We start from the raw sequence: 22,096 nt of genomic DNA, 5'->3' as shown, positions 1-22,096 counted from the left end.
CCTCAGCGCTGGCCGGAGAAGGTGAAGGCGGACTGCAACGCGTACATCACCCGATCGAGCAGGAAACCGATGATGCCGATCGTCAGCACGGCGACGATGATCCGCGCGAGCGACTGCGAGGAGCCGTTCTGGAATTCGTCCCAGACGAACTTTCCGAGCCCGGGATTCTGCGCCAGCATCTCGGCCGCGATCAGCACCATCCAGCCGACGCCGAGCGAGAGTCGCAGACCGGTGAAGATCAGCGGGAGCGAGCTCGGCAGCACCAGCTTGGTGATGGTGCGCCGGGTCGGCAACTGGAGAACCCGTCCGACATTGAGCAGGTCCTTGTCGATGGAAGCAACGCCAAGCGAGGTGTTGATCAGCGTCGGCCACAGCGAGCAGAGCGTCACGGTGATCGCGGAGATGACCAGCGACTTCGGCAGGAATTCCGATGGATTTACGTAAAGCGCCGAGACGACCATCGTCACGATCGGCAGCCAAGCGAGCGGCGACACCGGCTTGAAGATCTGGATCAACGGGTTGAGCGCGCCGTTCATGGTCTTGGACAGGCCGCAAAGGATGCCGAGTGGAACGGCGACGATCGTCGCCACCACGAAGCCGAGCGCAACCGTCATGAGGCTGGTCATGATCTGGTCGAAATAGGTCGGCTTGCCGGCGTAGTTGCGATGCCGGACCTCCTCGGGATGGCCGTCGGCGATCACCTTGGCGTTCCGCGCGTCCTGACGCTCATAGAACGCCGTCTGTTTGGCGCGCTCGGCACGGTGATCGGCGTAGAGGTTCTTGGTCTGGACCCAGACCTCAGCCGGCCCGGGAATGGCGCCGAGCGAGGTCTTGACCTGAGGCGCGGCCACGGCCCATGCGAGGAGAAAGGCGCCGATGCCGAGGAGCGGCACCACCAATCCCTGCCGCAGTTCCTTCAACTGGGGCTTGACCATATCGCCCGCGGCGATGCGCGCAAGCGGCGCAAGCCAGCCGAGGCCCAGGATGTTCAGATAGACGGCGGCGCCGTTGATGCGCGCGAGCATCCGCTCCCGCCGCGCGCGCTTGGCCTCTTCCGCGCTGACGTCGACGTATTCGCTAACCAATGCCATTTGCGTATTCCCTTGGCGTCCACCGCCGGATTGCGAGCAGGGAGCCGGGCCGCGCTGCAGCGGCCCGGCTGCGATTTCTCAGCCGTCGATGACCTTGGCACCGTCGATCTTCTGCTTGCCCTTCAGGCCGATCTTCAGGCTGTCGATGTAGGCATTGGGCTTGCGGCCGTCGTAGCTCAGACCGTCGATGAATTCGGATGTCGGCGCCCGATAGCCGTCGCTGTCCCAGGGAAAGTCTTCCTTCCTGGCCTTGCCATCGGCGACCAGAAGCTTGGCTGCAGCCAGATAGAGATCCGACCGGTACACGCTCTTGGCCGTGTCGTGATACCACGCGTCACTCTTGGCTTCGCCGATCTGTCCCCAACGGCGCATCTGGGTCAGGTACCAGACCGCATCGGACAGATAGGGATAGGTGGCGAAGTAACGGAAGAAGACGTTGAAGTCCGGGATCGGCCGCTTGTCGCCCTTTTCGTACTCGAAGGTGCCGGTCATCGAATTGGCGATGACTGCCTTGTCTGCACCGACATATTCCGGCTTCGAGAGCAGCTCGACCGCCTTGGTGCGGTTGGCATTGGCGTTCTCGTCCAGCCACATCGCCGCGCGGATCAACGCCTTGGTGAGCGCGAGCACCGTGTTGGGATTCTTCTCGGCGAATGCGGCGGTGATGCCGAACACCTTCTCCGGGTTGTTCTTCCAGATTTCGTAATCGGTGATCACGGGCACGCCGATGCCCTTGAAGACGGCGGCCTGATTCCAGGGCTCGCCGACGCAATAGCCGTTGATGGTGCCGGCCTCCAGAGTTGCCGGCATTTGCGGCGGCGGCGTCACCGACAGCAGCGCTTCGGCCGCAACCGTTCCGCTCACGTCCTCGGCCGAATAATAGCCGGGATTGATGCCGCCCGAAGCGAGCCAGTAGCGCAGCTCGTAATTGTGAGTCGACACCGGGAACACCATGCCCATCTTGAAGGCCTTGCCGTCAGCCTTCAGCTTCTCGATGGCAGGGCGCAACGTCTCGGCCTTGATCGGGTGCACCAGCTTGCCGCTCGCATCCTTCGGGATGCCCGGCTTCATCAACGCGAAAATCTCGTTCGACACCGTAATGGCGTTGCCGTTCAGATCCATCGAGAACGGTGTGATGATGTGCGCCTTGGTGCCGAACCCGATCGTCGCGGCCAATGGCTGGCCCGCCAGCATGTGCGCACCATCGAGCTCGCCGCTGATGACGCGGTCGAGCAGAACTTTCCAGTTGGCCTGGGCCTCCAGCGTGACGAACAGGCCTTCGTCTTCGAAATAACCGTTCTCCTTGGCGACCGCCAGCGGAGCCATATCGGTGAGCTTGATGAAGCCGAACTTCAGCTCCTCCTTCTCCGGCTTGAGCGCGGCTGCGCGCACGCGACCGGCGGAGACTGCATAAGCCGCGGCGGCAGCTCCCCCGGCAAGGAAGGTACGGCGGTCGAGACCGGTGAGCGGGTTCGCGCCAGCTCCGCCGAGCAGATTGCTCTTATGGCGGCCGCGCAAGGACTTATCAGTTGGCTTCGTCATTGAATGTGATGCTCCTTTGTGAACGAAGGACCATCCGCGCACGCCAGCCACCCCCACGCGCACAGGTGCACGTCTCCGGGAAGGCCCCGGATGGCGAAGGTCACGATTCGGATGGAGATCTTCGAGGGACGGCGTCGATGGCGTCGACCACTATCAAACAAGAAGCGTGCCAGACCGAGCCATTCCGGAATAACCAACAGGATCAGATAGTTATCTTAAAGTCGCTTGTAACGCGGGGCTCGATTGCGCCCGCAAATCCAGCGGGCCGCCCAGTCCTTGTGCGACGCACAAAAAATGGGCAGACCTCACTTCGAGGGCAGGGATCACCGCACTGCTCTGATCTCAACAGCATCCCATCCTTGGTCGAAATCGGCATCAGGACAGCTCAAAGACCACCCGCAAGGCTTGGCACGCAGATTGCTTTCTCACAGATCGCTCAGTCAACGACGACTGCGGTTCGCCGAAATGTTGAGGCCTCCAGGGGCTGAAACGCGGGGAAAGCTTGAGCGTGCTTCGCTGGACCCCCGGCGCAGTCGTCGTGATGCGATTCCGCGCGAGATTCTCCCTGCCCTTGGGTCCGCTGGATCTCGGCTCGCCGATCAGCGCGCCAAGGAACGCCGCGAGACCGGCGCCGCCCGAACGAACGTACCTTCATTCATACGAAGCAAAGGAACCATTGATGTCGTATCTCGCGCCTTCGGAATTCGTCACCAAGATGGTGGATGCGGGCGAGTCCAAGATCTTCATGTCCACCCGGGATACCATCATCCGCGCCTATATGGCCGGCGCCATCCTGGCCCTGGCGGCCTGGTTCGCCGTCACCATCAACGTCAACACGGGCCAGCCGATCATCGGCGCGCTGCTGTTCCCGGTCGGCTTTTCCATGCTCTATCTCCTTGGCTTCGACCTGCTGACTGGCGTCTTCGTGCTCGCCCCGCTGGCGCTGATTGACAAGCGCCCGGGCGTCACGCTCGGCGGGGTGCTGCGCAACTGGAGTCTCGTCTTCGTCGGCAACTTTGCCGGCGCCTTTACCGTGGCCTTCATGATGGCCTTCGTCACGACGTTCGGCTTCACGCAGGCGCCCGACAAGGTCGGCGCGGCGATCGGCAACATCGGCGAGGGCCGAACGCTCGGCTACGCCGCGCATGGTGCGGCCGGCATGGCGACGCTGTTCATGCGCGGCATGCTCTGCAACTGGATGGTCTCCACCGGCGTCGTCGGCGCCATGATCTCAACCTCGGTCCCCGGCAAGGTCATCGCGATGTGGATGCCGATCCTGGTGTTCTTCTACATGGTGTTCGAGCATTCCGTCGTGAACATGTTCCTGTTCCCGTCGGGCCTGATGCTCCATGCGAAGTTCTCGATCATGGACTATCTGATCTGGAACGAGATCCCGACCGTGCTCGGCAACCTCGTCGGCGGCCTCGCCTTCACCGGCATGACCCTCTACGCCACGCATGTCATGACCAAGCCGAAGCGCCAGGTCGACAAGGCTGCGAAGCCCCGCGTCGCGGCCTGATCGAATACGTCTCGACAGGGGAGCCTCGCCCGAGCAGGGTGAGGCTCCCCTCTCATGGTGACGACGATGACCCGCGGACTCCTGATTTCGGTCGGCCAGCACTCCGACAAGGGTCGCAAGCCCGTCAACCAGGATTTCCACGGCGTCCTGATTCCCGAGGAGCCGCTACTCGGCCTGAAAGGGATCGCCGCGGTCCTCGCCGACGGCATCTCGAGCAGCAGCGTGAGCCAGATCGCCAGCGAGTCGGCGGTCAAGAGCTTCCTGATGGACTATTACTGCACGTCGGAATCCTGGACGGTGAAGACGTCCGCGCGCCGCGTGCTCGACGCCACCAATTCCTGGCTGCATGCGCAAACGCGCAAGAGCCAATACGCCTATGACCGCGACAAGGGCTATGTCTGCACCCTCAGCGCCATGGTCATCAAGGCGACCACCGCGCACATCTTCCATGTCGGCGACTGCCGCATCTACCGCGTCGCCGGCAAGGCGCTGGAACAGCTGACCGACGACCACCGCATCATCGTCTCGTCCGAGCAGACCTATCTCGGCCGCGCGCTCGGCATCAATCCGCAGCTCGAGATCGACTATCAGGCTTTCGAGGTCGAGGCCGGCGACACGTTCCTGCTGGCGACCGACGGCGCCTACGAATTCGTCGACGCGCGTTTCGTCACGAGCGCGCTGAACGAGCACGCCGCCGAGCTCGACGGAGCGGCCAAGGCGATCGTCGAGGAAGCCTACCGGCGCGGCAGCGACGACAACATCACCGTCCAGATCATTCGCATCGATGCGGTGCCGCAGCGCGAGCCGGCCGGCATCTTCAATCAGACCTCGCAACTGCCGCTTCCCGCGCTGCCGGAGCCGCGTGCACTGTTCGACGGCTACCGGATCGTCCGCGAGATCCACGGCAGCAGCCGCAGCCATATCTACCTTGCCGTCGACACCGAGACCGAGCAGCCGGTGGCGCTCAAGCTGCCGTCGGTCGATCTGCGCGACAACGCCGCCTATCTCAAGCGATTCCTGATGGAGGAATGGATCGCCCGCCGGATCGACAGCCCGCATGTGCTCAAGCCGCTGTCGCAGTCGCGGCGGCGCAGCCATCTCTACGTCGCGACCGAGTTCGTCGAGGGGCAGACGCTGAAGCAGTGGATGACCGACAATCCGCGCCCCGATCTCGAAACCGTGCGCGGCATCGTTGAGCAGATTGCCGCGGGCTTGCGCGCCTTCCATCGCATGGAGATGCTGCACCAGGACCTCAGGCCCGACAACATCCTGATCGACAAGACCGGCACCGCGAAGATCATCGACTTCGGATCGGTCAGGGTCGCCGGCGTCGCCGAGGCCGCGCCGCCGGACGAATCCGATGAAATCCTGGGCACGGTGCAGTACACTGCGCCGGAATATTTTCTCGGGCAAGGCGGCTCACCGCGCTCCGACATGTTCTCGCTGGCCGTGATCTGCTACCAGATGCTCACGGGAAAGCTGCCTTATGGCACCCACGTCGCCAGGATCCGCCGCAAGGCGGACGTGCGAAAGCTCAAATACCGTCCGACCGACGACGACCGCAACGTGCCGGCCTGGGTCGACGGCGCGCTCCGCCGCGCGCTGCATCCCGATCCCTACAAGCGGCACGAGGATCTGTCCGAGTTCGTCTTCGAGCTGCGCACCCCCAACCCGGCCTATCTCGACACGCGGATCACGCCGCTGCTCGAGCGCAGCCCGCTGATGTTCTGGAAACTGACCTCGGCCGCGCTTGCCTGCGCGGTGGTCGTGCTGCTGGCGCTCTTGCACGCGCGCTGATCCGGGCTACCCGCTCACCACATGATCAGTGGCGAGCGATTCAGCCAGGCGCCAGCGCGCACCTGCTCGAGCAAGCCCTCAGGCCGAGGCCATGATCTCGGCGACGAAGTCGCGATAGGAGCGCAAGAGACGTCCCAGGGTGTCGGTCAGACGCTTGACGTCACCGGCTTCGGGGATCATCCCCTCCGTGACGAAGCGCTCGCTCATCACCCGCATGTCGAACGCCATCCAGCCGGGCATGAACTGCCTGAGATTCTTTTCGAATGCCGCGGCGTCGTCGCCACCATAGGCGATCGAGCGTCCGAGCACCTCCGACCAGATCGCGGCCGCCTTGGCGCCGGTGATCGTATCGGGGCCAACGAGATTGATGCGCTCGATCGGAAGCGTCGCGGCGGACGTCTCGCGGCGGATCAATTCGATCGCCGCGATCTCACCGATATCGCGAGCGTCGATCATCGCAAGCCCCTTGCTGCCGATCGGCATGGGGTAGACGCCATATCCGGTCACGGCGTCCTTGATCATGAGCTCGTTGTTCATGAAATAGGCGGGGCGCAGGATGGTCGCATTGAAGCCCATTTGCTCGATCATCCGCTCGGCACCGAACTTGCCGGCGAAGTGCGGAACGTTCACGTAGCGGTCGCTGTGAATGACCGACAGATAGACGAACCGTTCGATGCCGGCTTCGCGGGCAAGGTTGAGCGCCGTCAGCGCCTGGGTGAATTCGTCCGGCACCACGGCGTTGAGCAGAAACAGCGTCGAAACGCCGGAGAACGCCGCGCGCAGGGAATCGACGTCCAGCAAGTCGCCCTGCACCGCAACGACGCTTGCCGGGAAGTTGGCCTTCGCGGGATTTCGGACCAGCGCGCGCACATCGGCGCCACGCTTGACGAGTTGCTCGACGACGTGACGGCCGATCGTGCCGGTGGCGCCTGTAACGAGGATGGTCATGGGGATCACTCCGGTTTGGTTGAGACACCCGGAAATTAGTGATCCACATGTGAGCCGATAGACGCTATATCTGGACAGGCCGTCTCACTGGTGGAACAGATGGATTTGCTTGCGCTCGCCGACTTCAATCTCGTCGCCCGACACGGAGGGTTCGGAAAGGCCGCGCGCGCCGCGGGACGTCCGAAAGCGACCTTGTCCCGGCGCGTGTCCGAACTTGAGAGCAGCCTCGATTTGCGCCTTTTCGAGCGCGGCGGCCGCACGCTCAAACTCACCCAGGAGGGACGCGCGCTGTACGAGCGAACGGGCGCGCTCCTCACCGAGCTCGACGAGGCGGCGGCAGCGATCGCCGCGGGCGGCGACAAGCCGAGAGGCAGATTGCGGATCAGCGCTCCCCTGCTCTTTTCGCAGACCGCCATGGGCCGGCTCGCGGCCGGCTTCGCGCTCAAGCATCCCGAAGTAAGGCTCGAGGTCACGACGGATGATCGCTACGTCGACATGATCGAGGAGGGTTTTGACCTCGCGATCAGGGTCAACCCCCATCCAGATGAAAGCCTGGTCGGCCGCATCTTCTTGCACGACCGCCTGGTGGTCGTGGCCAGTCCCAATCTCAAGCGACCGAAGGGCGATCTCGCCGTTCCTGTCGTCGTGCGCGGAGCGGACAACGAGGCTGCCGCCTGGAACATCAAGCGACCAAGCGGTACCTCGCGTCTCGCTGTCGACCCCGTTCTTCGACTGTCGTCGCTGATGATGGTTCGCGATGCTATTCGAGCCGGCGTCGGCGCTGCGCGGCTGCCCCTGTCACTGGTCAGCCACGACCTGGCCAGCGGCACGCTGCTACGCTGGGGCGATGTTGAGGGATCCGATATCGCCCTGTGGACGCTCTATCCCTCGCGGCGATTGCTGAGTGCTCGCGTCTCCGCTTTCCTCGATCATCTCAAGGAAGCATTTCCGAAGGGAACGCCCGACGAGTTGGCAGCCTACATCGGGGGATGAATCCGCGCCCTCACGCCGGCTCTCCGGCCTTCACGCCCAGCGGCTTCGGCGCCATGCCGCCACCGGGCTTGAGGTGGAATTCGTAAGACATCAAATGCCAGCGCCCGCTCGCCTTGGTGCCGTCGGGCATCGTGGGGTCGGTGCGCGGCTCGACCCTGGCGACGAGATCGTCCTTCACGCCGAACACCACGTCGGAATCCAGATATTTGTCGCCGTCCATGAAGACGTGGGTGATCAGCGGCTCATAGCCTTTCGCATTCACCAGGAAATGCACATGCGCGGGGCGCATCGGATGGCGGCCCGTCTGCACGATCATCTCGCCGACCGGGCCATCGGTCGGGATCGGGTAGCTGCATGGCAGGATGGTGCGGAAGAAGAAGCGGCCGTCATCGTCGGTGATGAAGCGCGCCCGCGCCGAGGCGCCGACCTCGTCATAATTGGCCTTCTGGGAATCGTAGAAGCCGTCGTCATCGGCATGCCAGACGTCGACGGGGACGTTCGCGAGCGGCTTGCCCTTCAAATCCGTGACGCGGCTCTGCACGAACATCCGCTCGCCGGTCTGGTTGTTCGGCGAGATGTCGGTGCCGTGCGCCGTCACCTTGTGCTCGCCGACATAGAACGGGCCCAGCACGGTGGTCTGGGTGGCACCCTCGCGGTCGCGATGGTTGACCGCGTCGACCAGCATGGAGACGCCGAGCACGTCGGACAGGAGAATGAACTCCTGGCGGGTGTCGGTGCATTTCTGCCCGGTGCGGGTCAGGAAATCGATAGCGTAGTCCCATTCCTCGAAGGTCAGGCCGGTCCTGCTCACGTAATCGTGCAGCGACTTCACCAATTCCTGGAGCAGGAATTTCGCGCGGGGATTGGGCGTGCTGTCGAAGCTCCTGACGACGGCTTCGGTGAGGTCAGTCTCGTTGAACTGGGTCATGATGGCTTGCCCTGTGTTTTTCTCGTTCGCCCATTCTGAAGGCCTTTGGGGCTCCTTGGAGGCGTTCCAGGGGCAGCCTACACCAGCCGACCCCCCTGCGTTAAGCGCGAGCGGCTTGGAATGCAGTCGTCATTTGGCTATCAACGGAGCGACAAAACTGCCCGGAGGAACTGATGCTCGCGCCCACCCCTGCCTCGCCCGAATCCGTCGGCATGTCCAAGGCCGCGCTCGACCGCATCGATGCGCATCTGAAGAGCCGGTACATCGATGCCGGCCGCTTCCCGGGCACGCATCTTCTGGTCTATCGCCGCGGCAAGGTCGCGCACAGCTCGATCCAGGGCCTTGCCGATGTCGAGCGCAAGCTGCCGGTCAAGGACGACACCATCTACCGCATCTATTCCATGACCAAGCCGCTCACCAGCGTCGCCTTCATGATGCTGGTCGAGCAAGGCCTCGTCGCGATCGACGAGCCCGTCGCCAAGTACATTCCGGAATGGAAGGATCTCGGCGTCTTCGTCGCCGGCACCTACCCGGCCTTCCTGACCCGGCCGCCGTCCCGGCCGATGCTGATCGTGGACCTCCTGCGCCACACCGCGGGCCTCACTTACGGCTTCCAGCAGCGCTCCAATGTCGACGCCGCCTACCGCACTGAAAAGATCGGCGAGGTCGAGAAGTCGGGCACGCTGCAGACCATGATCGAGGGTCTGGCCAAGATCCCGCTGGAATTCTCGCCGGGCGAAGCCTGGAACTACTCGGTCGCGACCGACGTGCTCGGTTATCTCGTCGGCAAGATCTCGGGCATGCCGTTCGAGCAATTCCTCAAACAACGCATCCTCGATCCGCTCGGCATGACCGACACCGATTTCCATGTGCCCGCTTCGAAGGCTCACCGCTTTGCCGCGTGCTATTCTGCCGACCCCGGCGGCGGCATGACGTTCCATGCCGGCCAGCGGCGCGAGGGCCTGACCCTGCAGGACGATCCGTCGACGAGTTCGTTCCTCACCCCGCCGTCCTTCATCTCGGGTGGCGGCGGCTTGTGCTCGACGGTTGCCGACTATCTCACCTTCTGCCGCGCGCTGCTGAATGGCGGCGAGCTCGGCGGTGTCAGGCTGATCGGACCGAAGACGCTGGCGCTGATGACGAGCAACCACATTCCGGGCGGACGCGCGCTGCCGGAGGTCTCCCGTTCGCTGTTCTCCGAAGCCGCCTATAACGGCATCGGCTTCGGCCTCGGCTTTGCCGTGACGATGCGGCCGGCCGAGACGCTGATCGCCGGCAGCCCCGGCGAATACAATTGGGGTGGCGCGGCCACCACCTCGTTCTGGATCGATCCGGCCGAGGAGCTGATTGCGATCTTCATGACGCAGGTGTTGCCGTCGAGCGCCTATCCGATCCGGCGCGAGCTGCGCAGCATGGTCTACGCCGCGATCACCGAGAGCAACCTGTAGCCAATTGCCTCGATCCCGCGGCCCTCGTCCGCGGAATCGCACTTTCAGAAGCTCATTTGCAGAAGCTCACTTGCAGACGCTCATTTGAGCATTTGCGGCACGATCAGGCGCGGCAGGAACAGCGACACGCTGGGCCAGACGATGACGGCCGCCAGCACGAGCAGCATCGGGATCAGCATGATCACCGTGTCCTTCAGCGCATAGCGCAGCCGCACGCCCGCGATCGAACAGGCGATCATCAGACAAAGACCATAAGGCGGCGTCACCAGTCCGAAGGCCAGCGACACGATGGAAATGATCGCAAACTGGACCGGATGAAGATCGACCGATTTGGCGAGCGGCTCCAGCACGGTGCCGACGATGATGATGGCCGGGATGGCGTCGAGAAAGCAGCCCACCACCAGAAAGCAGAAGGAGATGAAGAAGCCGGCCGCAACGGCCCCCATGCCCCAGGTCGAGACATTGGCCAGAAGCTCTTGCGGGATCTTGTAGTAGGCGAGCAGCCAGCCGAACGCGCTGGCGGTGCCGACGCAGAACAGCGCCACGCCGGCAAGGCGCCCGGTGTCGAGCAGCGCCTTGTACAACTCGCGAATGCCAGTCTCGCGATAGAAGAATGCCGAGAGCACCACGGAATAGAGCACGGCGACACAAGCCGACTCTGTCGCAGTGAACCAGCCGAGCAGAATGCCGCCCACGATGATGAACGGCGTCATCAGCGCAGGTATCGACTTCCAGATGGCGCAGCGCATCTCCACCCAGGTCGACTTTGGATAGGTCGGGTAGCCGCGTCGGACGGCGTAGACGTGCACCGTCGCCATTTGCGCGCCCGCGATCAGCAGACCCGGCACGATGCCGGCCAGATACATCGCGGCAATCGAGGTCGAGATCAGCCCGCCCCAGACGATCATGAGGATCGACGGCGGGATGACGACTGCGAGCACCGCGGAAACCGCGGTGATCGCGATCGAGAACGAAAGGTCGTAGCCCTCCTTGGTCTGCGCATCGATGAAGATTTTTGATTGGCTCGCCGCATCCGCGGTGGACGAACCCGAGATACCGGCGAAGAATACCGACAGCACGACGTTGATCTGCGCCAGCGAGCCCGGCCAGTGCCCGACCATCGAGCGCGACAGCGCCACCAGGCGGTCGGTGATGCCGCCGATGCTCATCAGGTTCGCTGTCAGCAGGAAGAACGGCACCGCCAGCAGGATGAAGGAATTGTAGGCATTGAAGGTTTCCTGCGCGAGCATCATCAGCGACAGGCGCGGCTCGATCAGCAGGATCGGCACGCAGGCGAGGCCAAGCGCGAAAGCGACCGGCACGCGCACGATGAGCAGGCCGACGAAGACCCCGAACAGCACCATCGCGGCCTGTCCGGCGGAGAGTACATTGCCGCTCATTGCCGTGCCCCGACCAGTACGCGCATTTCATCGACGATCTGTTCGCCCGCGAAGACGATCCACGTCACGCCGGCAACGGGCCAGGCGACGTGAATCACCCAGAGTGGCAAATCGGCAAGTTCTGACGTCCTGTTCCAGGCAAAGCGGGTGAACTCGATTCCGGCCGTTACGAACACCAGCGCCAGCGCCAGGACGCCGAGCCGCGCCAGGATCCGCACGGCAGCCTCCGATCGCCGCGACAGATCCGGCCACACGTCGACCTCGAAATGCTGCGCTTCGCGGACGCCGACCATGGCACCGATCATGATTGTCCAGATGAACAGGAAGCGCGCCATCTCCTCCGTCCAGATGTAGGACGGAATGAAGGGCGTGTAGCGCGAGATGATCTGCAGCGTGACCGGAACGACGAGGATGCCGACGCAGGCGGCCAGCAGGAACTCCAGCAATTTCGCATAAGCCGCCGTAGCGCGGCGCCACAGCGACGGTGTGGACGGGACGGGCATGTCAGACATTGGGACTCCCAGCGGCAGCACATCCGCCACGTCCGGGCAAGAAGCGGGGCTTGCCCGGAGATGCTGTCGGCGGACGCAGAGACCTCAGACGACGTTGATCTTCTCGAAAATGCCTTCCGCGCCGATTTCCTTGGCGTAGGCGGCCATCACGGGGTCGGCGAGCTTCTTCATGGCGTCCCGCTCCTCGAAGGGGACGCGCTTGAGCTTGCCGGCCTTCTCGAGCGTGTCGAGCTTGACGACCTCTTCGCTCGACTCGAGCTGTCGGCCGTAATCGCCGGCCTCCTTGCCGGCCTTCATGATCGCGTCCTGCAGATCCTTCGGCAAGGTCTTCAGCGTCTTCACCGAGAAGCAGATCGGCCGGATCGACACGGCGTGCTGGGTCAGGCTGAGATGCGGAGCCACTTCGTAGAACTTCATTGCCTCGACGCCGGCCGCCTCGTTTTCACCGGCGGCGATCACACCGTTCTGGATCGCGTTGTAGATCTCGTTATAGGCGATCACCGTCGGGCTCATGCCGACCGCCGCGAAGGTCTTCGACCAGATCGGCGCGCCCTGCACGCGAACCTTGAGCCCCTTGAGATCGGCAAGGTTCTTGAGCGGCTTGTTGGCGAAGATGTTGCGGATGCCGCCGCCGGAATAGCCGATCAGGACCACCTCGGCCTTCGCCGCGACCTCGTCGGCAATCGGCGCCAGGATGTTGGCTTCGACCACCTTGTTCATGTGGTCGATGCCCTTGAACACGAAGGGCGCATCGATGAACGGGGCGGCCTTGGCGAAGGTCGACATATGGGCCGGCGAGACGATGCCGTAATCGACCGCCTTTCCTTGCGACATGTACTCGAAATACTGCTTCTCGAGGCCGAGCGAGGAATTTCTGTGCAGGGTGAAATTGATAGGCTTGCCGTAATACTTCTTCACGAGCTCCTCGAACCGGAGCAGCGCCCGGTTGAAGGCGTGGTCGTCGTTGAACTGCACGGCTCCGTTGAGCGTGATCGGCGCTTGCGCCCTGAGGATCGACGGCATGCCGATCGTAGCCGCCGCAGTGGTCGCGCCGATACCAGCGAGAAATGATCTTCGCTTCATCGTCTCCCCTCCCTTTGATGCTCCGACCCTGTCGCCGGGGCGTGAGCGCAGCCGGTATGCGGCTTGCGAGGGCAAGCGTATGAAAAACCCCGGCCGGACGGAAGTCATTTCGCCTGCGTAGGAGCGACTCCTTCGTCGCAGGGCCACTGCTGCAGTGCAATCGGCCTCCAGCCGGCCTGCACTTCTGTCCCTCTCTTCAATACGCAGAGGCTTGCGCTCGACGCGAAAATCGTGGCGCAGCGCCAGTCCCGCCCGTATGGTCTGGCCAAAATCATACTCCGGCGCCGCCGCGCCGGAACCGGGACACTCGCGTTTGTCAAAGCTTACCCTGCCGGTCCGCCTCGCTCTTCTGGTCACGGGAACGATGTTGCCGCTGATCGTCTTCGCGGTCGGCATTGCCGTCTACAATTACCAACAGGACCGCGGCGACGCCACGCGCCGCGTGCTGGAGAACGTGCGCAGCATGCGCCTCGTGCTGGATTCGGAGGTTCAGCGCATGACCGGCGGCCTGCAGGTGCTGGCGCTGACCAATTCGTTGCGCAACGGCGACTTCGAGAGCTTCCGCCGCATCGCGCTCGGTTTTGTCGAGCAGTATGGCAAAGGCGGTCTGGTGCTGGTCTCCGACCGCAAGGGCCGGTTGCTGTTTTCCTCCGCGACGGACGACACCGCGAGCCTGCCGGCGCGCGGCAATCTCGCGATCGTCGAAAGGGTCTTTGCGAACAAGTCGCCGCAATATTCCGATCTGTTCACCGGTGCGATCAACGGACGGCAGGTGCTCACCGTCGAGGTTCCGGTGTTTCGCGACGGAGAGGTGATCTACGATCTCTGCTTCAGCCCGCCGATCAGCATCTTTCAGGAGCTTGTCGAAAAGCAGCGGCCCGACCAGCTCTGGACCGTGTCCCTGGTCGACACCAAAGCCATCGTTTTCGCCCGCGTACCGAACCCGAGCGCGACGATCGGCAAGCAGGCGTCCGGCGCGATTTACGACGCGATGTCGCGCAGCTCGGAGGAGACCTTATCGACGGTGTCGCTCGACGGCGTGGCGCTGTCTTCCGCCTTCACGACCTCGCACCTGACCGGCTGGAGGGTCGTGGCCGGCGTCGCCGAGAGCTCGCTGATCGCGCCGCTCTGGCGCAACATCGCCATCACCAGCCTGATCGGGGGCATCCTGCTGCTGACCGGCCTGACCTTCGCGGTCAGGATGGCGACGACGATCGCGCGCGGCGAGATGCTGCACAATCTCCTGATCGACGAGCTCAACCATCGCGTCAAGAATACACTGGCCTTGATGCAGGCGATCGCGGTGCAGACCTTCCGCAGCGCCAGCCGGGACGAGCGGACAAAGTTCGAGGGCCGGCTCGGCGCGCTGGCCGAAGCGCACAACCTGCTGAGCCAGGAGAAATGGGCCGGCTCCGAGCTCCGCGACGTGATCGCCCGCGCGCTTCAGCCATTCCTGCTGAACAGTCCCGACCGCATCCGCATGGCCGGTCCCGACGTGCCGCTGTCGCCGCGTCTTGCCGTGGTGCTGTCGATGATCGTGCACGAGATCGCCACCAACGCCGCGAAATACGGCGCGCTGTCCAACGAGACCGGCCGGGTGACGCTGGACTGGGAGGTCATCACCGATGCGCCGAAGCCGCGGCTCCGGCTGATCTGGACCGAGATCGGCGGACCGCCGGTGACGGCGCCGGTGCAACGCGGCTTCGGCTCGCGCCTGATCGAGCGCAGCGCCCGCGACCAGCTCGGCGGCGAAGCAACCGTCGACTTCCTGCCGCGCGGCGTGGTCTGCACGGTGGTCTGCACGCTGGACGAGGCGCGGTAAACGGGGACGACGCTCTATCCGATGGTCTGCAGCGCCGGAAAGGTCTCGAGCAGCCAGATGCTCACATTGGAGACCGCGCCGGTGAGAAAGCCGATGCCGGTGATCACCATCAACACGCCCATGGCGCGCTCGACATTGACGAGGTGGCCCTTCATGCGCGCGAACAGCGCCGAGAACTGCTCGATCATCAGGGCGGCGATCAGGAAGGGAATGCCGAGGCCGGCGGAATAAACCGCGAGCAGGCCGGCCCCCTTCGTCACCGTGGCCTCGGCCGCGGCGATCGACAGGATGGCGGCGAGGATCGGGCCGATACAGGGGGTCCAGCCGAACGCGAAGGCAAGGCCCATGATGTAGGCGCCCCAGAGGCCGACCGGCTTGGGAATGGGCAGCCGTCCTTCGCGCATCAACAGGCCGATGCGCGTCAGTCCGAGGAAGTGCAGCCCCATGACGATGATGACGATGCCGGCGAGGATCGACAGCTCCGCCGACCAGGCTCGGATCAGCCCGCCGACCAGCGAGGCGCTGGCGCCGAGCGCGACGAAGACCGTGGAGAAGCCGAGCACGAACAGCAGCGCCGACATCATGATCGCGCGCTTGGAGGCCGAGGACGGCTCGTCGCTCTCGACATGCTCGATCGTGGCGCCCGTGAGGTAGATCAGATAGGGCGGGACCAGCGGCAGGACGCAAGGCGAGAGGAAGCTGACGAGGCCGGCAATCAGCGCCGCCGGGATCGAAACATTTTGCATGATGCCGTCTGAGCCATCTCAGGTGCCGGTACGGCGCGCGGGGAATGCGCCCGGCCCGGAGCCGAACCGGCTCAGGTGTAGCCGATGCCGGAGAATGCGCAACAGAGGCGCGCGAAACCAGGGCTCCTCCCGATGCCGTCTGTGATCACAGGTGCGGCATCGGGACGCGCACAAATCTCGCCAAAAAGCGAGACTCGGCGGCGTGGCTATTTCACCACGCGGAGCAGCGGACGCCGGGGCTGGTCCTGCGTCTGCTTGGAAGGGTGCGACGGTTCGCTCGCAGCGCTCCGCAGCATTTCGTCGCACAATGCCTTGAGATCGGCACTGTCGATTCCTTTGAGTTTCATCCTGACGTCGAGGATGACAATGGACAGCAGCTCGGCCGACTCACGGCTGTTGCACGCGTTGAGAACCTTGCGGCACTCCTCGAGCGTTTCCAGCACCGACTGCAACTGTTCGTCTGAATGCGACACCGGCGTTCTTTCCGTTAATTCGGCCTGCGAGACGTAATGGTGACGACCCCCTCGGCCCCCATGGAAGACCAAGGATAGCACGAGGCCGCTGTGCCTCTGAACCTGATTTCAGCGGGATTCCGCTGTGGAACCGCGGTTCCGGCTGCCATCGCCGCGTTGCGATGTCGCTCGGTTTCGAAATGATCGGCGAGGAAACGCTTGGTGCGCTGTGATTGATCCATCGAGGGAGACGGCGCCAGCTCTCGCGCAACGGCATCCATTGCGGACAGTGCCTGCAATCCCGCAGCCATTTCACGGCTCGCAACGGAACTCACGCCACACCCCTCATCCGGGCGAACAGTCTGCCCGATTCCCAGCCCCTGGCAGCATTCTGATACCACCCACGGGGTAGTAAGGATGACGTTCAAAACTCATCATCCCCCAACCCGCAGTGGTTGTGGTTTGCGCCAGATTCTGCCAGTTTAGCTGTCCGAAGGGACTTGTATGCACTCCTTGGCGGAAAGGGGCGTTCCTGTGGCGGAACGCCCAAAGACAAATCTCAGCGGCCTCTCTGATTGGGATGCGGCCCGCATATTCCTCGAAGTCGTCCGATGCGGAAGTTTCCGTTCGGCGGCCGAACGCCTGTCGCTGTCTATCAACGCCGTGCGCCGGCGGATCGACGATTTCGAACGCCAGACCGGCACCACGCTGTTCACCCGCGACGTCCACGGTACCCATCTGACCGATGAAGGCGCGCTCGTGGTGTCCGCCGTCGAGCGCATGGAGGCTGCCACCTTCGACGTGCTGCGCGCCAGTGATTCGATGGCCAACGCCCTGTCCGGCGAGGTCCGGGTCGCCGTCACCGAGGGGCTCGGCACGTTCTGGCTCGCCCCGCGCCTGGTCGAGTTCCAGCAGGCCTATCCGAAAATCCTGGTCGACCTGCATTGCGCGATGCGCTCGGCCGACGTCTCGCGCCATGAGGCCGACGTCGCCATCCATCTGTCGCGTCCCTCGGCGCTCGACATCAAGCTGGTGCGGCTCGGCCGCATGCACCTGATGTTCTGGGCCTCCGAGAAATACATCGAAAAGCATGGCGCGCCGCGTTCGGCGGCGGAATTGATCAAGCATCGCCTGGTGCTGCAATTCGCCGACCAGCTCGCCGCCAAGGAATCCTTCGAGAGCTTCTTCCCGGGCGTTTCGGAGCGTGACCTTCTGGTCATGAAGACCAACGTCTCGAGCGCCAATTATTGGGCGGTCGCGAATGGCGCCGGCATCGGCGTCTTCCCCAGCTACGCCATTGCGCTCGGCGGGAAATTGATTCCACTGGAGGTCGAGCTGAACCGACCGCTGGATATCTGGTTGTCCTACCATCCCGGTAGCGGCCGTATTCCGCGCGTGCGGCACATGATCGACTGGCTGATCGAAGCTTTCAGTCCAGCTCGTTTCCCGTGGTTTAAGGAAGAGTTCGTGCACCCGCATGAATTCAAGGACTCGTATATGGGCGAACCCCTGACCCAGCTCTTCGGGGGATTTTCAACCGAAGAACAAAGGTGAAAACCAAAATGAAAGCAGCGGCGAAGAGAATGAAGCAGCGTAGTGCCGGCAAGCCGGACATCGAGCTCGGCAAGCGGATTCGTTTGCGGCGCGTCGAGATGAAGATCTCGCAGGCCGAGCTCGGCGAAAAGCTCGGCGTCAGCTTCCAGCAGGTCCAGAAATACGAGAAGGGCGTCAATCGCGTCGGCGCGGCTCGTCTTCAGCAGATCGCTTCCGCCCTCGACGTGCCCGTGACCTTCTTCTACGACGGCGACAACAAGGCGCGCGAAGTCGAGAGCCTGCTGTTCCTCGATTCGGCGTTCAGCCTCCGCCTGCTGCGCGCCTACAGCAAGATCAAGGACCAGACGGTGCAACGCCAGCTCGTCTCGCTGATGGAATCGATCGCAGCGAACGAAAGCTGAGATCGACCGACGCTCCGGTCTTCAAGGCCGATCTTTCAATCCGCCGCGTCGCGGGGGCGCGGCCGGATTGAACGAGCATATTCCGGCCCGCGCACCTGCGCGTGGCCTTTCCAGGGCGGCTCGACCGCCCCTTTTTCTTTGCGCGCACGACACTCGGGACGACGCGCCATGCAATCCCGGCACAGGCTGATGCAGACAAGCCCACCCGGCCCCGGTTGACCCCGCAAGGGCCCGCGCCCCACATTGCCCCCGGCCTACGACCAGCGAGCGCGCAATGCCCGACATCTCCCGTGAAATAGCCTACGCCGACGGCAAGATCCTCCAGCACGTCACCGACGGCGTCGGCGTGATCACCTTCAACAATCCCGACAAGCGCAACGCGATGTCGCTGGAGATGTGGGAGGGATTTGGCGAGGCGCTGACGGCCTTGCGCGACGACGATGCCGTGCGCGTCGTGATCCTGCGCGGTGCCGGCGGCAAGGCCTTCGTCTCCGGCGCCGACATCAGCCAGTTCGAGAAGACCCGCCATAACGCGGCGGCGTCCGAGGAATATGCCAAGCGCAGCGCCGCCCAGCGCGCACTGCTGGCCAACTATCCCAAGCCGACCATCGCCTGCATCCAGGGCTTCTGTCTCGGCGGCGGCATGCAGGTCGCGATGCTCGCCGATATCCGCCTTGCCGCATACGGCAGCCAGTTCGGCATTCCCGCCGCGAAACTCGGCATCGCCTATGGCTATGACGGCTTGAAGCATCTGGTGTCGCTGGTCGGCCCGTCCTGGGCACGGCTGCTGATGTACACGGGCATGCGCATCGAGTCCGCGGAGGCGCTGCGCATCGGCTTCGTCGAGCGCGTGTTCCCCGAGGGCGAGCTCTGGGGTGAGACGATGGCGATCGCGCAGACCATCTCCGAGAATGCCCCGCTGGCGATCAAGGCCGCAAAGATCACGATTGCAGAGGTGCTGAAGGACGAAAGCCGACGCGACATGGACGCGATCAAGTCGATCGGCACCGCCTGCATGGACAGCGCGGATTTCCGCGAGGGCCGGCAGGCCTTCATGGAAAAGCGCAAGCCGCAGTTCCAGGGCAAGTAGCTGAACCTTTGTTCAGGAAGATTAAATTCCTCGCGCGGCTCAGCGCGCTAGCAACCAGTTGATCCCGCGGTAGTTCTCCCGCCACCAATAAGGGAGATTGCGATGAAACTGAAATTTGCTGTGCTTGGTCTGGCTGCCCTTGGCGGTGCGGCGCTCGCATCAGGGCAAGCGCTTGCCGCGATGCCGAACGGCATTCCGCAGGCCGACCGAGTCGCGAGCGGGCCGGCCGCGAATGTCGATCAGGTGCGCTGGGTCTGTAACCCCTGGGGCCGCTGCTTCTGGCGCCCGAACTATTACGGCGCCTATGGCTATTATGGCGGCCCGCGCCGCTTCTACGGCCCGCGTCCGTGGGGCTGGGGTCACCGCCACCACTGGCGCCGCTGGTGAACGACAAAGGGGCCGTAAGGCCCCTTTTCTTTGAGATGAACTGGAGCCTTCGATTGCTTTTCAGAGCGCGCCCAGCACCGCTTTCGTGATGTCCGCGGTGCCGTTGCTGCCGCCGAACTCCATCGGCTTGATGCCGCCGGCATAGACCTGATCCACCGCACGCTCGATCGTCTCGCCCGCTTCCGCCGCGCTCTCGATGCCGTGCTTGTCGGCGAGCCAGTCGAGCATCATCGCCGCCGACAGGATCATGCCGGTCGGATTGGCCTTGCCCTGCCCCATGATATCGGGCGCCGTGCCATGGCAGGGCTGGAACACCGCGTATTTGTCGCCGATGTCGGCCGACGGCGCCATGCCGAGGCCGCCGATCAGGCTCGCGGTGATGTCGGAGACGATGTCGCCGAACATGTTCTCCATCACCATCACGTCGAAATCCCAGGGGCGCTTCACCAGCATCGCCGAACAGGCGTCGACATAGAGCCGGTCGGTCTTCACCCCAGGATGCTTCTTCTCGATCTCGTCGAAGATGCCGCGGAAGAATGCAAAGGCCTTGAACACGTTCGCCTTGTCGACGCAGGTGAGCATCCCCGGCTTGCCGCGCGCCTTGCGCCGCTCGGCCAGGCGAAACGAGAACTCGAACAGGCGCTCGGAAGTCCTGCGCGTGATCACCATGGTCTCGCGCGCGTCCTCGTGGGTCACGACGCCCTTGCCCATCGAGGCGAACAGCCCTTCCGTGGATTCGCGGATCACGACGAGATCGATGCCGCGCTGGTCGGCACCGACGATCGGGCTCGGCACGCCAGGAATGAGGCGCGCGGGCCGCACGCCGGCATAGAGATCGAAGATGAAACGCAGCTCGATCTGCGGCGCGATCTCGGTATTGTCGGGGTAGCGCACCGACGGCAGCCCGCAGGCGCCGAGCAGGATCGCGTCGGCCTCCTCGCAGAGCTTGATCGTCGAATCAGGCATCGATTTTCCGGTCGCCAGATAATTGGTGGCGCCAGCCGGCGCCTCGGTGAAGCGGAAGCTCAGGCCAGATTTGTCGCCGACCTTGCGCAGCACCTCGAGCGCGGGCGCCATGACTTCGGGACCGATGCCGTCACCGGCGAGCACGGCAATGTGGAAGGCGTTGTTTGCGGACATGGATATTCCTAAGACAAAGGCGTCATTCCGGGGCGGTCCGCAGGACCGAACCCGGAATCTCGAGGTTCCGGGTTCGATGCTTCGCATCGCCCCGGAACGACAACTGAATTACGGCGTCAGCACCGTGCGCCCGACCACCGCGCCCTGCTGCAATTGCAACAGCGCGTCGTTGGCTTTGGCGAGCGGCGCCGTCGTCACCGGGATCGGCGGCACCTTCTTGGTGCGAACGAGGTCGAGCAGCTCCTGCGTTTCGCGCAAGTTTCCGACATAGCTGCCCTGGATCGTGATCGCCTTGATCGGAATCAGCGGCAGCGCCCAGGTCGCGCCGCCGCCGAACAGGCCGACGATGACGAGCTTGCCGCCCTTGGTGAGGCAATCAAACCCGAGCTGGGTCGTCGCGGCGTTGCCGACGAGGTCGATCACGGCGCGGATCGGCCCGCCCGCTTTCTTGGCAAGCTGCTCCAGCGCGTCGGGCGCCTTGGGGTCGACGGTGGCAAGCGCACCGGCCTTCTCGGCGGCTTCGCGTTTCCTGGCGTCGATATCGACCATGATCGCGCCCTTGCCGCCCATCGCCTTCAAGAGCGACAGCGCCATCAGGCCGAGGCCGCCGGCGCCGAACATCACGATCGGCGTATCGAAGTACTGCTCGACCTTCTTCAGCGCACTGTAGGTGGTGACGCCCGAGCAGGCATAGGGCGCGGTGGTCGCCGGATCGAGCCCTCTCAAATTGAGCAGATAGCGCGGATGCGGCACCAGCATGTGATCGGAATAGCCGCCGTCGCAATAGACGCCGAGCGAGCGCGGCGTCAGGCACATGTTTTCGTCGCCAGCCAGGCAGGTCGCACATTTGCCGCAGCCAATCCAGGGGTAGACGAGACCGACGTCGCCGAGCCTGAGATCGCCCTGGTCGGTCGGCTTCACATCGGGGCCGAAAGCCAGGACTTCGCCGACGGTCTCGTGTCCCATGGTCAGCGGCAGATTGATGCCGCGGTCCTTCAGCGAGAGCGGCTTGCGGCCGTGGCCGAGATCGTAGCCGCCTTCCCAGATGTGGAGATCGCTGTGGCAGACGCCAGCCGCCTTCACCTTGATCAGCACCTGCGTGCCCGACGGCTGCGGCGTCGCTTCGTCGAACTCCTGCAACGGCGCCTTGAAATCGGCAACCTTGAAACTCTTCATCGGCGTCCTCCCGCATGCTTCTTGTCGCCGCGCCACCATGCCATGGCCGGCAAGGCGAGACAAACCG

At 63.9% G+C, this 22,096-nt stretch carries 20 protein-coding genes; 9 read left to right on the top strand and 11 right to left on the bottom strand.

All coding sequences use genetic code 11. The annotated features are described in order from the left end of the window. Positions 1-2: 2 nt before the first annotated feature. A complete protein-coding gene (locus tag AC0WRY_RS10545) occupies positions 3-1,091 on the bottom strand; it encodes an ABC transporter permease (RefSeq protein ID WP_194406918.1) in 1,089 nt (362 codons plus the stop codon). Between the two features lie 78 nt (positions 1,092-1,169). Next, entirely contained in the window at positions 1,170-2,633 is a 1,464-nt protein-coding gene (locus tag AC0WRY_RS10540; protein WP_194406917.1) for a CmpA/NrtA family ABC transporter substrate-binding protein, read from the bottom strand. A 679-nt stretch (positions 2,634-3,312) separates the two neighbouring features. Between AC0WRY_RS10540 and AC0WRY_RS10535 the strand changes: the two genes are divergently transcribed. Next, positions 3,313-4,152 carry a formate/nitrite transporter family protein gene (locus AC0WRY_RS10535; protein ID WP_194406916.1) on the top strand — a complete coding sequence of 280 codons (840 nt, stop codon included), beginning with the start codon at positions 3,313-3,315 and terminating at the stop codon, positions 4,150-4,152. Between the two features lie 66 nt (positions 4,153-4,218). Then, positions 4,219-5,949 carry a bifunctional protein-serine/threonine kinase/phosphatase gene (locus AC0WRY_RS10530; protein WP_491123056.1) on the top strand — a complete coding sequence of 577 codons (1,731 nt, stop codon included), beginning with the start codon at positions 4,219-4,221 and terminating at the stop codon, positions 5,947-5,949. 78 nt (positions 5,950-6,027) lie between these two features. On the opposite strand, the gene AC0WRY_RS10525 is transcribed toward AC0WRY_RS10530, so the two are convergent. Next, entirely contained in the window at positions 6,028-6,897 is an 870-nt protein-coding gene (locus AC0WRY_RS10525; RefSeq protein WP_491123055.1) for an SDR family oxidoreductase, read from the bottom strand. A 99-nt stretch (positions 6,898-6,996) separates the two neighbouring features. On the opposite strand from AC0WRY_RS10525, the gene AC0WRY_RS10520 reads away from it, so the two are divergent. Further along, positions 6,997-7,890 (top strand): LysR family transcriptional regulator, encoded by an 894-nt coding sequence (locus tag AC0WRY_RS10520; protein ID WP_194406913.1) that lies wholly within the window; start codon positions 6,997-6,999, stop codon positions 7,888-7,890. Between the two features lie 10 nt (positions 7,891-7,900). Here AC0WRY_RS10520 and AC0WRY_RS10515 read toward each other — a convergent pair whose 3' ends face one another. After that, on the bottom strand, positions 7,901-8,818 hold the full coding sequence (locus AC0WRY_RS10515) for an intradiol ring-cleavage dioxygenase (protein ID WP_194406912.1): 918 nt from the start codon (positions 8,816-8,818) through the stop codon (positions 7,901-7,903). A gap of 173 nt (positions 8,819-8,991) precedes the next feature. Here AC0WRY_RS10515 and AC0WRY_RS10510 point away from each other — a divergent pair, with 173 nt between their 5' ends. Beyond that, on the top strand, positions 8,992-10,266 hold the full coding sequence (locus AC0WRY_RS10510; protein ID WP_194406911.1) for a serine hydrolase domain-containing protein: 1,275 nt from the start codon (positions 8,992-8,994) through the stop codon (positions 10,264-10,266). 80 nt (positions 10,267-10,346) lie between these two features. Here AC0WRY_RS10510 and AC0WRY_RS10505 read toward each other — a convergent pair whose 3' ends face one another. From AC0WRY_RS10505 to AC0WRY_RS10495, 3 genes are all read right to left on the bottom strand, one after another. Continuing rightward, entirely contained in the window at positions 10,347-11,666 is a 1,320-nt protein-coding gene (locus AC0WRY_RS10505) for a TRAP transporter large permease (RefSeq protein WP_194406910.1), read from the bottom strand. After that, the gene (locus AC0WRY_RS10500) at positions 11,663-12,178 is read right to left on the bottom strand and encodes a TRAP transporter small permease (RefSeq protein WP_491123054.1); all 516 of its coding nucleotides are present in this window, start codon (positions 12,176-12,178) and stop codon (positions 11,663-11,665) included. Before AC0WRY_RS10500 ends, AC0WRY_RS10505 begins: the two co-directional genes overlap by 4 nt. An 84-nt stretch (positions 12,179-12,262) precedes the next feature. After that, positions 12,263-13,261, bottom strand: coding sequence for a TRAP transporter substrate-binding protein (locus AC0WRY_RS10495; RefSeq protein WP_491123053.1), 999 nt, complete (start codon positions 13,259-13,261; stop codon positions 12,263-12,265). A 364-nt stretch (positions 13,262-13,625) separates the two neighbouring features. Between AC0WRY_RS10495 and AC0WRY_RS10490 the strand changes: the two genes are divergently transcribed. Next, positions 13,626-15,083 (top strand): sensor histidine kinase, encoded by a 1,458-nt coding sequence (locus AC0WRY_RS10490; protein ID WP_491123456.1) that lies wholly within the window; start codon positions 13,626-13,628, stop codon positions 15,081-15,083. Between the two features lie 14 nt (positions 15,084-15,097). On the opposite strand, the gene AC0WRY_RS10485 is transcribed toward AC0WRY_RS10490, so the two are convergent. Both AC0WRY_RS10485 and AC0WRY_RS10480 read right to left on the bottom strand, forming a co-directional pair. Beyond that, a complete protein-coding gene (locus AC0WRY_RS10485; RefSeq protein ID WP_194406907.1) occupies positions 15,098-15,829 on the bottom strand; it encodes a cytochrome c biogenesis CcdA family protein in 732 nt (243 codons plus the stop codon). Positions 15,830-16,035: 206 nt separating this feature from the next. Continuing rightward, the gene (locus AC0WRY_RS10480; RefSeq protein WP_491123052.1) at positions 16,036-16,302 is read right to left on the bottom strand and encodes a hypothetical protein; all 267 of its coding nucleotides are present in this window, start codon (positions 16,300-16,302) and stop codon (positions 16,036-16,038) included. A gap of 483 nt (positions 16,303-16,785) precedes the next feature. Here AC0WRY_RS10480 and AC0WRY_RS10475 point away from each other — a divergent pair, with 483 nt between their 5' ends. From AC0WRY_RS10475 to AC0WRY_RS10460, 4 genes are all read left to right on the top strand, one after another. Beyond that, the gene (locus tag AC0WRY_RS10475) at positions 16,786-17,835 is read left to right on the top strand and encodes a LysR family transcriptional regulator (protein WP_194406905.1); all 1,050 of its coding nucleotides are present in this window, start codon (positions 16,786-16,788) and stop codon (positions 17,833-17,835) included. A 29-nt stretch (positions 17,836-17,864) separates the two neighbouring features. Continuing rightward, the gene (locus AC0WRY_RS10470) at positions 17,865-18,236 is read left to right on the top strand and encodes a helix-turn-helix domain-containing protein (RefSeq protein WP_020608151.1); all 372 of its coding nucleotides are present in this window, start codon (positions 17,865-17,867) and stop codon (positions 18,234-18,236) included. A gap of 274 nt (positions 18,237-18,510) precedes the next feature. Continuing rightward, positions 18,511-19,326, top strand: a complete 816-nt coding sequence (locus tag AC0WRY_RS10465) for an enoyl-CoA hydratase (protein ID WP_491123051.1) — start codon at positions 18,511-18,513, stop codon at positions 19,324-19,326. Between the two features lie 102 nt (positions 19,327-19,428). Next, positions 19,429-19,713, top strand: a complete 285-nt coding sequence (locus AC0WRY_RS10460; RefSeq protein WP_194406903.1) for a hypothetical protein — start codon at positions 19,429-19,431, stop codon at positions 19,711-19,713. Positions 19,714-19,773: 60 nt separating this feature from the next. On the opposite strand, the gene AC0WRY_RS10455 is transcribed toward AC0WRY_RS10460, so the two are convergent. Both AC0WRY_RS10455 and AC0WRY_RS10450 read right to left on the bottom strand, forming a co-directional pair. After that, the gene (locus AC0WRY_RS10455) at positions 19,774-20,853 is read right to left on the bottom strand and encodes an isocitrate/isopropylmalate dehydrogenase family protein (RefSeq protein ID WP_194406902.1); all 1,080 of its coding nucleotides are present in this window, start codon (positions 20,851-20,853) and stop codon (positions 19,774-19,776) included. Between the two features lie 108 nt (positions 20,854-20,961). Further along, entirely contained in the window at positions 20,962-22,029 is a 1,068-nt protein-coding gene (locus AC0WRY_RS10450; RefSeq protein ID WP_194406901.1) for an alcohol dehydrogenase, read from the bottom strand. Positions 22,030-22,096: the final 67 nt, after the last annotated feature.

It is taken from the genome of Bradyrhizobium sp. T-12, assembly GCF_058314695.1.
This window is presented reverse-complemented; position numbering and strand designations above follow the sequence as displayed.

What these genes read in the sequence shown, in the direction of transcription:
- AC0WRY_RS10525 (WP_491123055.1), bottom strand. Translation starts at nt 6,897, where the DNA reads ATGACCATCCTCGTTACAGGCGCCACCGGCACGATCGGCCGTCACGTC.
- AC0WRY_RS10500 (WP_491123054.1), bottom strand. Translation starts at nt 12,178, where the DNA reads ATGTCTGACATGCCCGTCCCGTCCACACCGTCGCTGTGGCGCCGCGCT.
- AC0WRY_RS10450 (WP_194406901.1), bottom strand. Translation starts at nt 22,029, where the DNA reads ATGAAGAGTTTCAAGGTTGCCGATTTCAAGGCGCCGTTGCAGGAGTTC.
- AC0WRY_RS10540 (WP_194406917.1), bottom strand. Translation starts at nt 2,633, where the DNA reads ATGACGAAGCCAACTGATAAGTCCTTGCGCGGCCGCCATAAGAGCAAT.
- AC0WRY_RS10470 (WP_020608151.1), top strand. Translation starts at nt 17,865, where the DNA reads ATGAAGCAGCGTAGTGCCGGCAAGCCGGACATCGAGCTCGGCAAGCGG.
- AC0WRY_RS10495 (WP_491123053.1), bottom strand. Translation starts at nt 13,261, where the DNA reads ATGAAGCGAAGATCATTTCTCGCTGGTATCGGCGCGACCACTGCGGCG.
- AC0WRY_RS10545 (WP_194406918.1), bottom strand. Translation starts at nt 1,091, where the DNA reads ATGGCATTGGTTAGCGAATACGTCGACGTCAGCGCGGAAGAGGCCAAG.
- AC0WRY_RS10475 (WP_194406905.1), top strand. Translation starts at nt 16,786, where the DNA reads ATGCACTCCTTGGCGGAAAGGGGCGTTCCTGTGGCGGAACGCCCAAAG.
- AC0WRY_RS10535 (WP_194406916.1), top strand. Translation starts at nt 3,313, where the DNA reads ATGTCGTATCTCGCGCCTTCGGAATTCGTCACCAAGATGGTGGATGCG.
- AC0WRY_RS10505 (WP_194406910.1), bottom strand. Translation starts at nt 11,666, where the DNA reads ATGAGCGGCAATGTACTCTCCGCCGGACAGGCCGCGATGGTGCTGTTC.
- AC0WRY_RS10530 (WP_491123056.1), top strand. Translation starts at nt 4,219, where the DNA reads ATGACCCGCGGACTCCTGATTTCGGTCGGCCAGCACTCCGACAAGGGT.
- AC0WRY_RS10485 (WP_194406907.1), bottom strand. Translation starts at nt 15,829, where the DNA reads ATGCAAAATGTTTCGATCCCGGCGGCGCTGATTGCCGGCCTCGTCAGC.
- AC0WRY_RS10520 (WP_194406913.1), top strand. Translation starts at nt 6,997, where the DNA reads ATGGATTTGCTTGCGCTCGCCGACTTCAATCTCGTCGCCCGACACGGA.
- AC0WRY_RS10465 (WP_491123051.1), top strand. Translation starts at nt 18,511, where the DNA reads ATGCCCGACATCTCCCGTGAAATAGCCTACGCCGACGGCAAGATCCTC.
- AC0WRY_RS10490 (WP_491123456.1), top strand. Translation starts at nt 13,626, where the DNA reads ATGTTGCCGCTGATCGTCTTCGCGGTCGGCATTGCCGTCTACAATTAC.
- AC0WRY_RS10510 (WP_194406911.1), top strand. Translation starts at nt 8,992, where the DNA reads ATGCTCGCGCCCACCCCTGCCTCGCCCGAATCCGTCGGCATGTCCAAG.
- AC0WRY_RS10460 (WP_194406903.1), top strand. Translation starts at nt 19,429, where the DNA reads ATGAAACTGAAATTTGCTGTGCTTGGTCTGGCTGCCCTTGGCGGTGCG.
- AC0WRY_RS10455 (WP_194406902.1), bottom strand. Translation starts at nt 20,853, where the DNA reads ATGTCCGCAAACAACGCCTTCCACATTGCCGTGCTCGCCGGTGACGGC.
- AC0WRY_RS10515 (WP_194406912.1), bottom strand. Translation starts at nt 8,818, where the DNA reads ATGACCCAGTTCAACGAGACTGACCTCACCGAAGCCGTCGTCAGGAGC.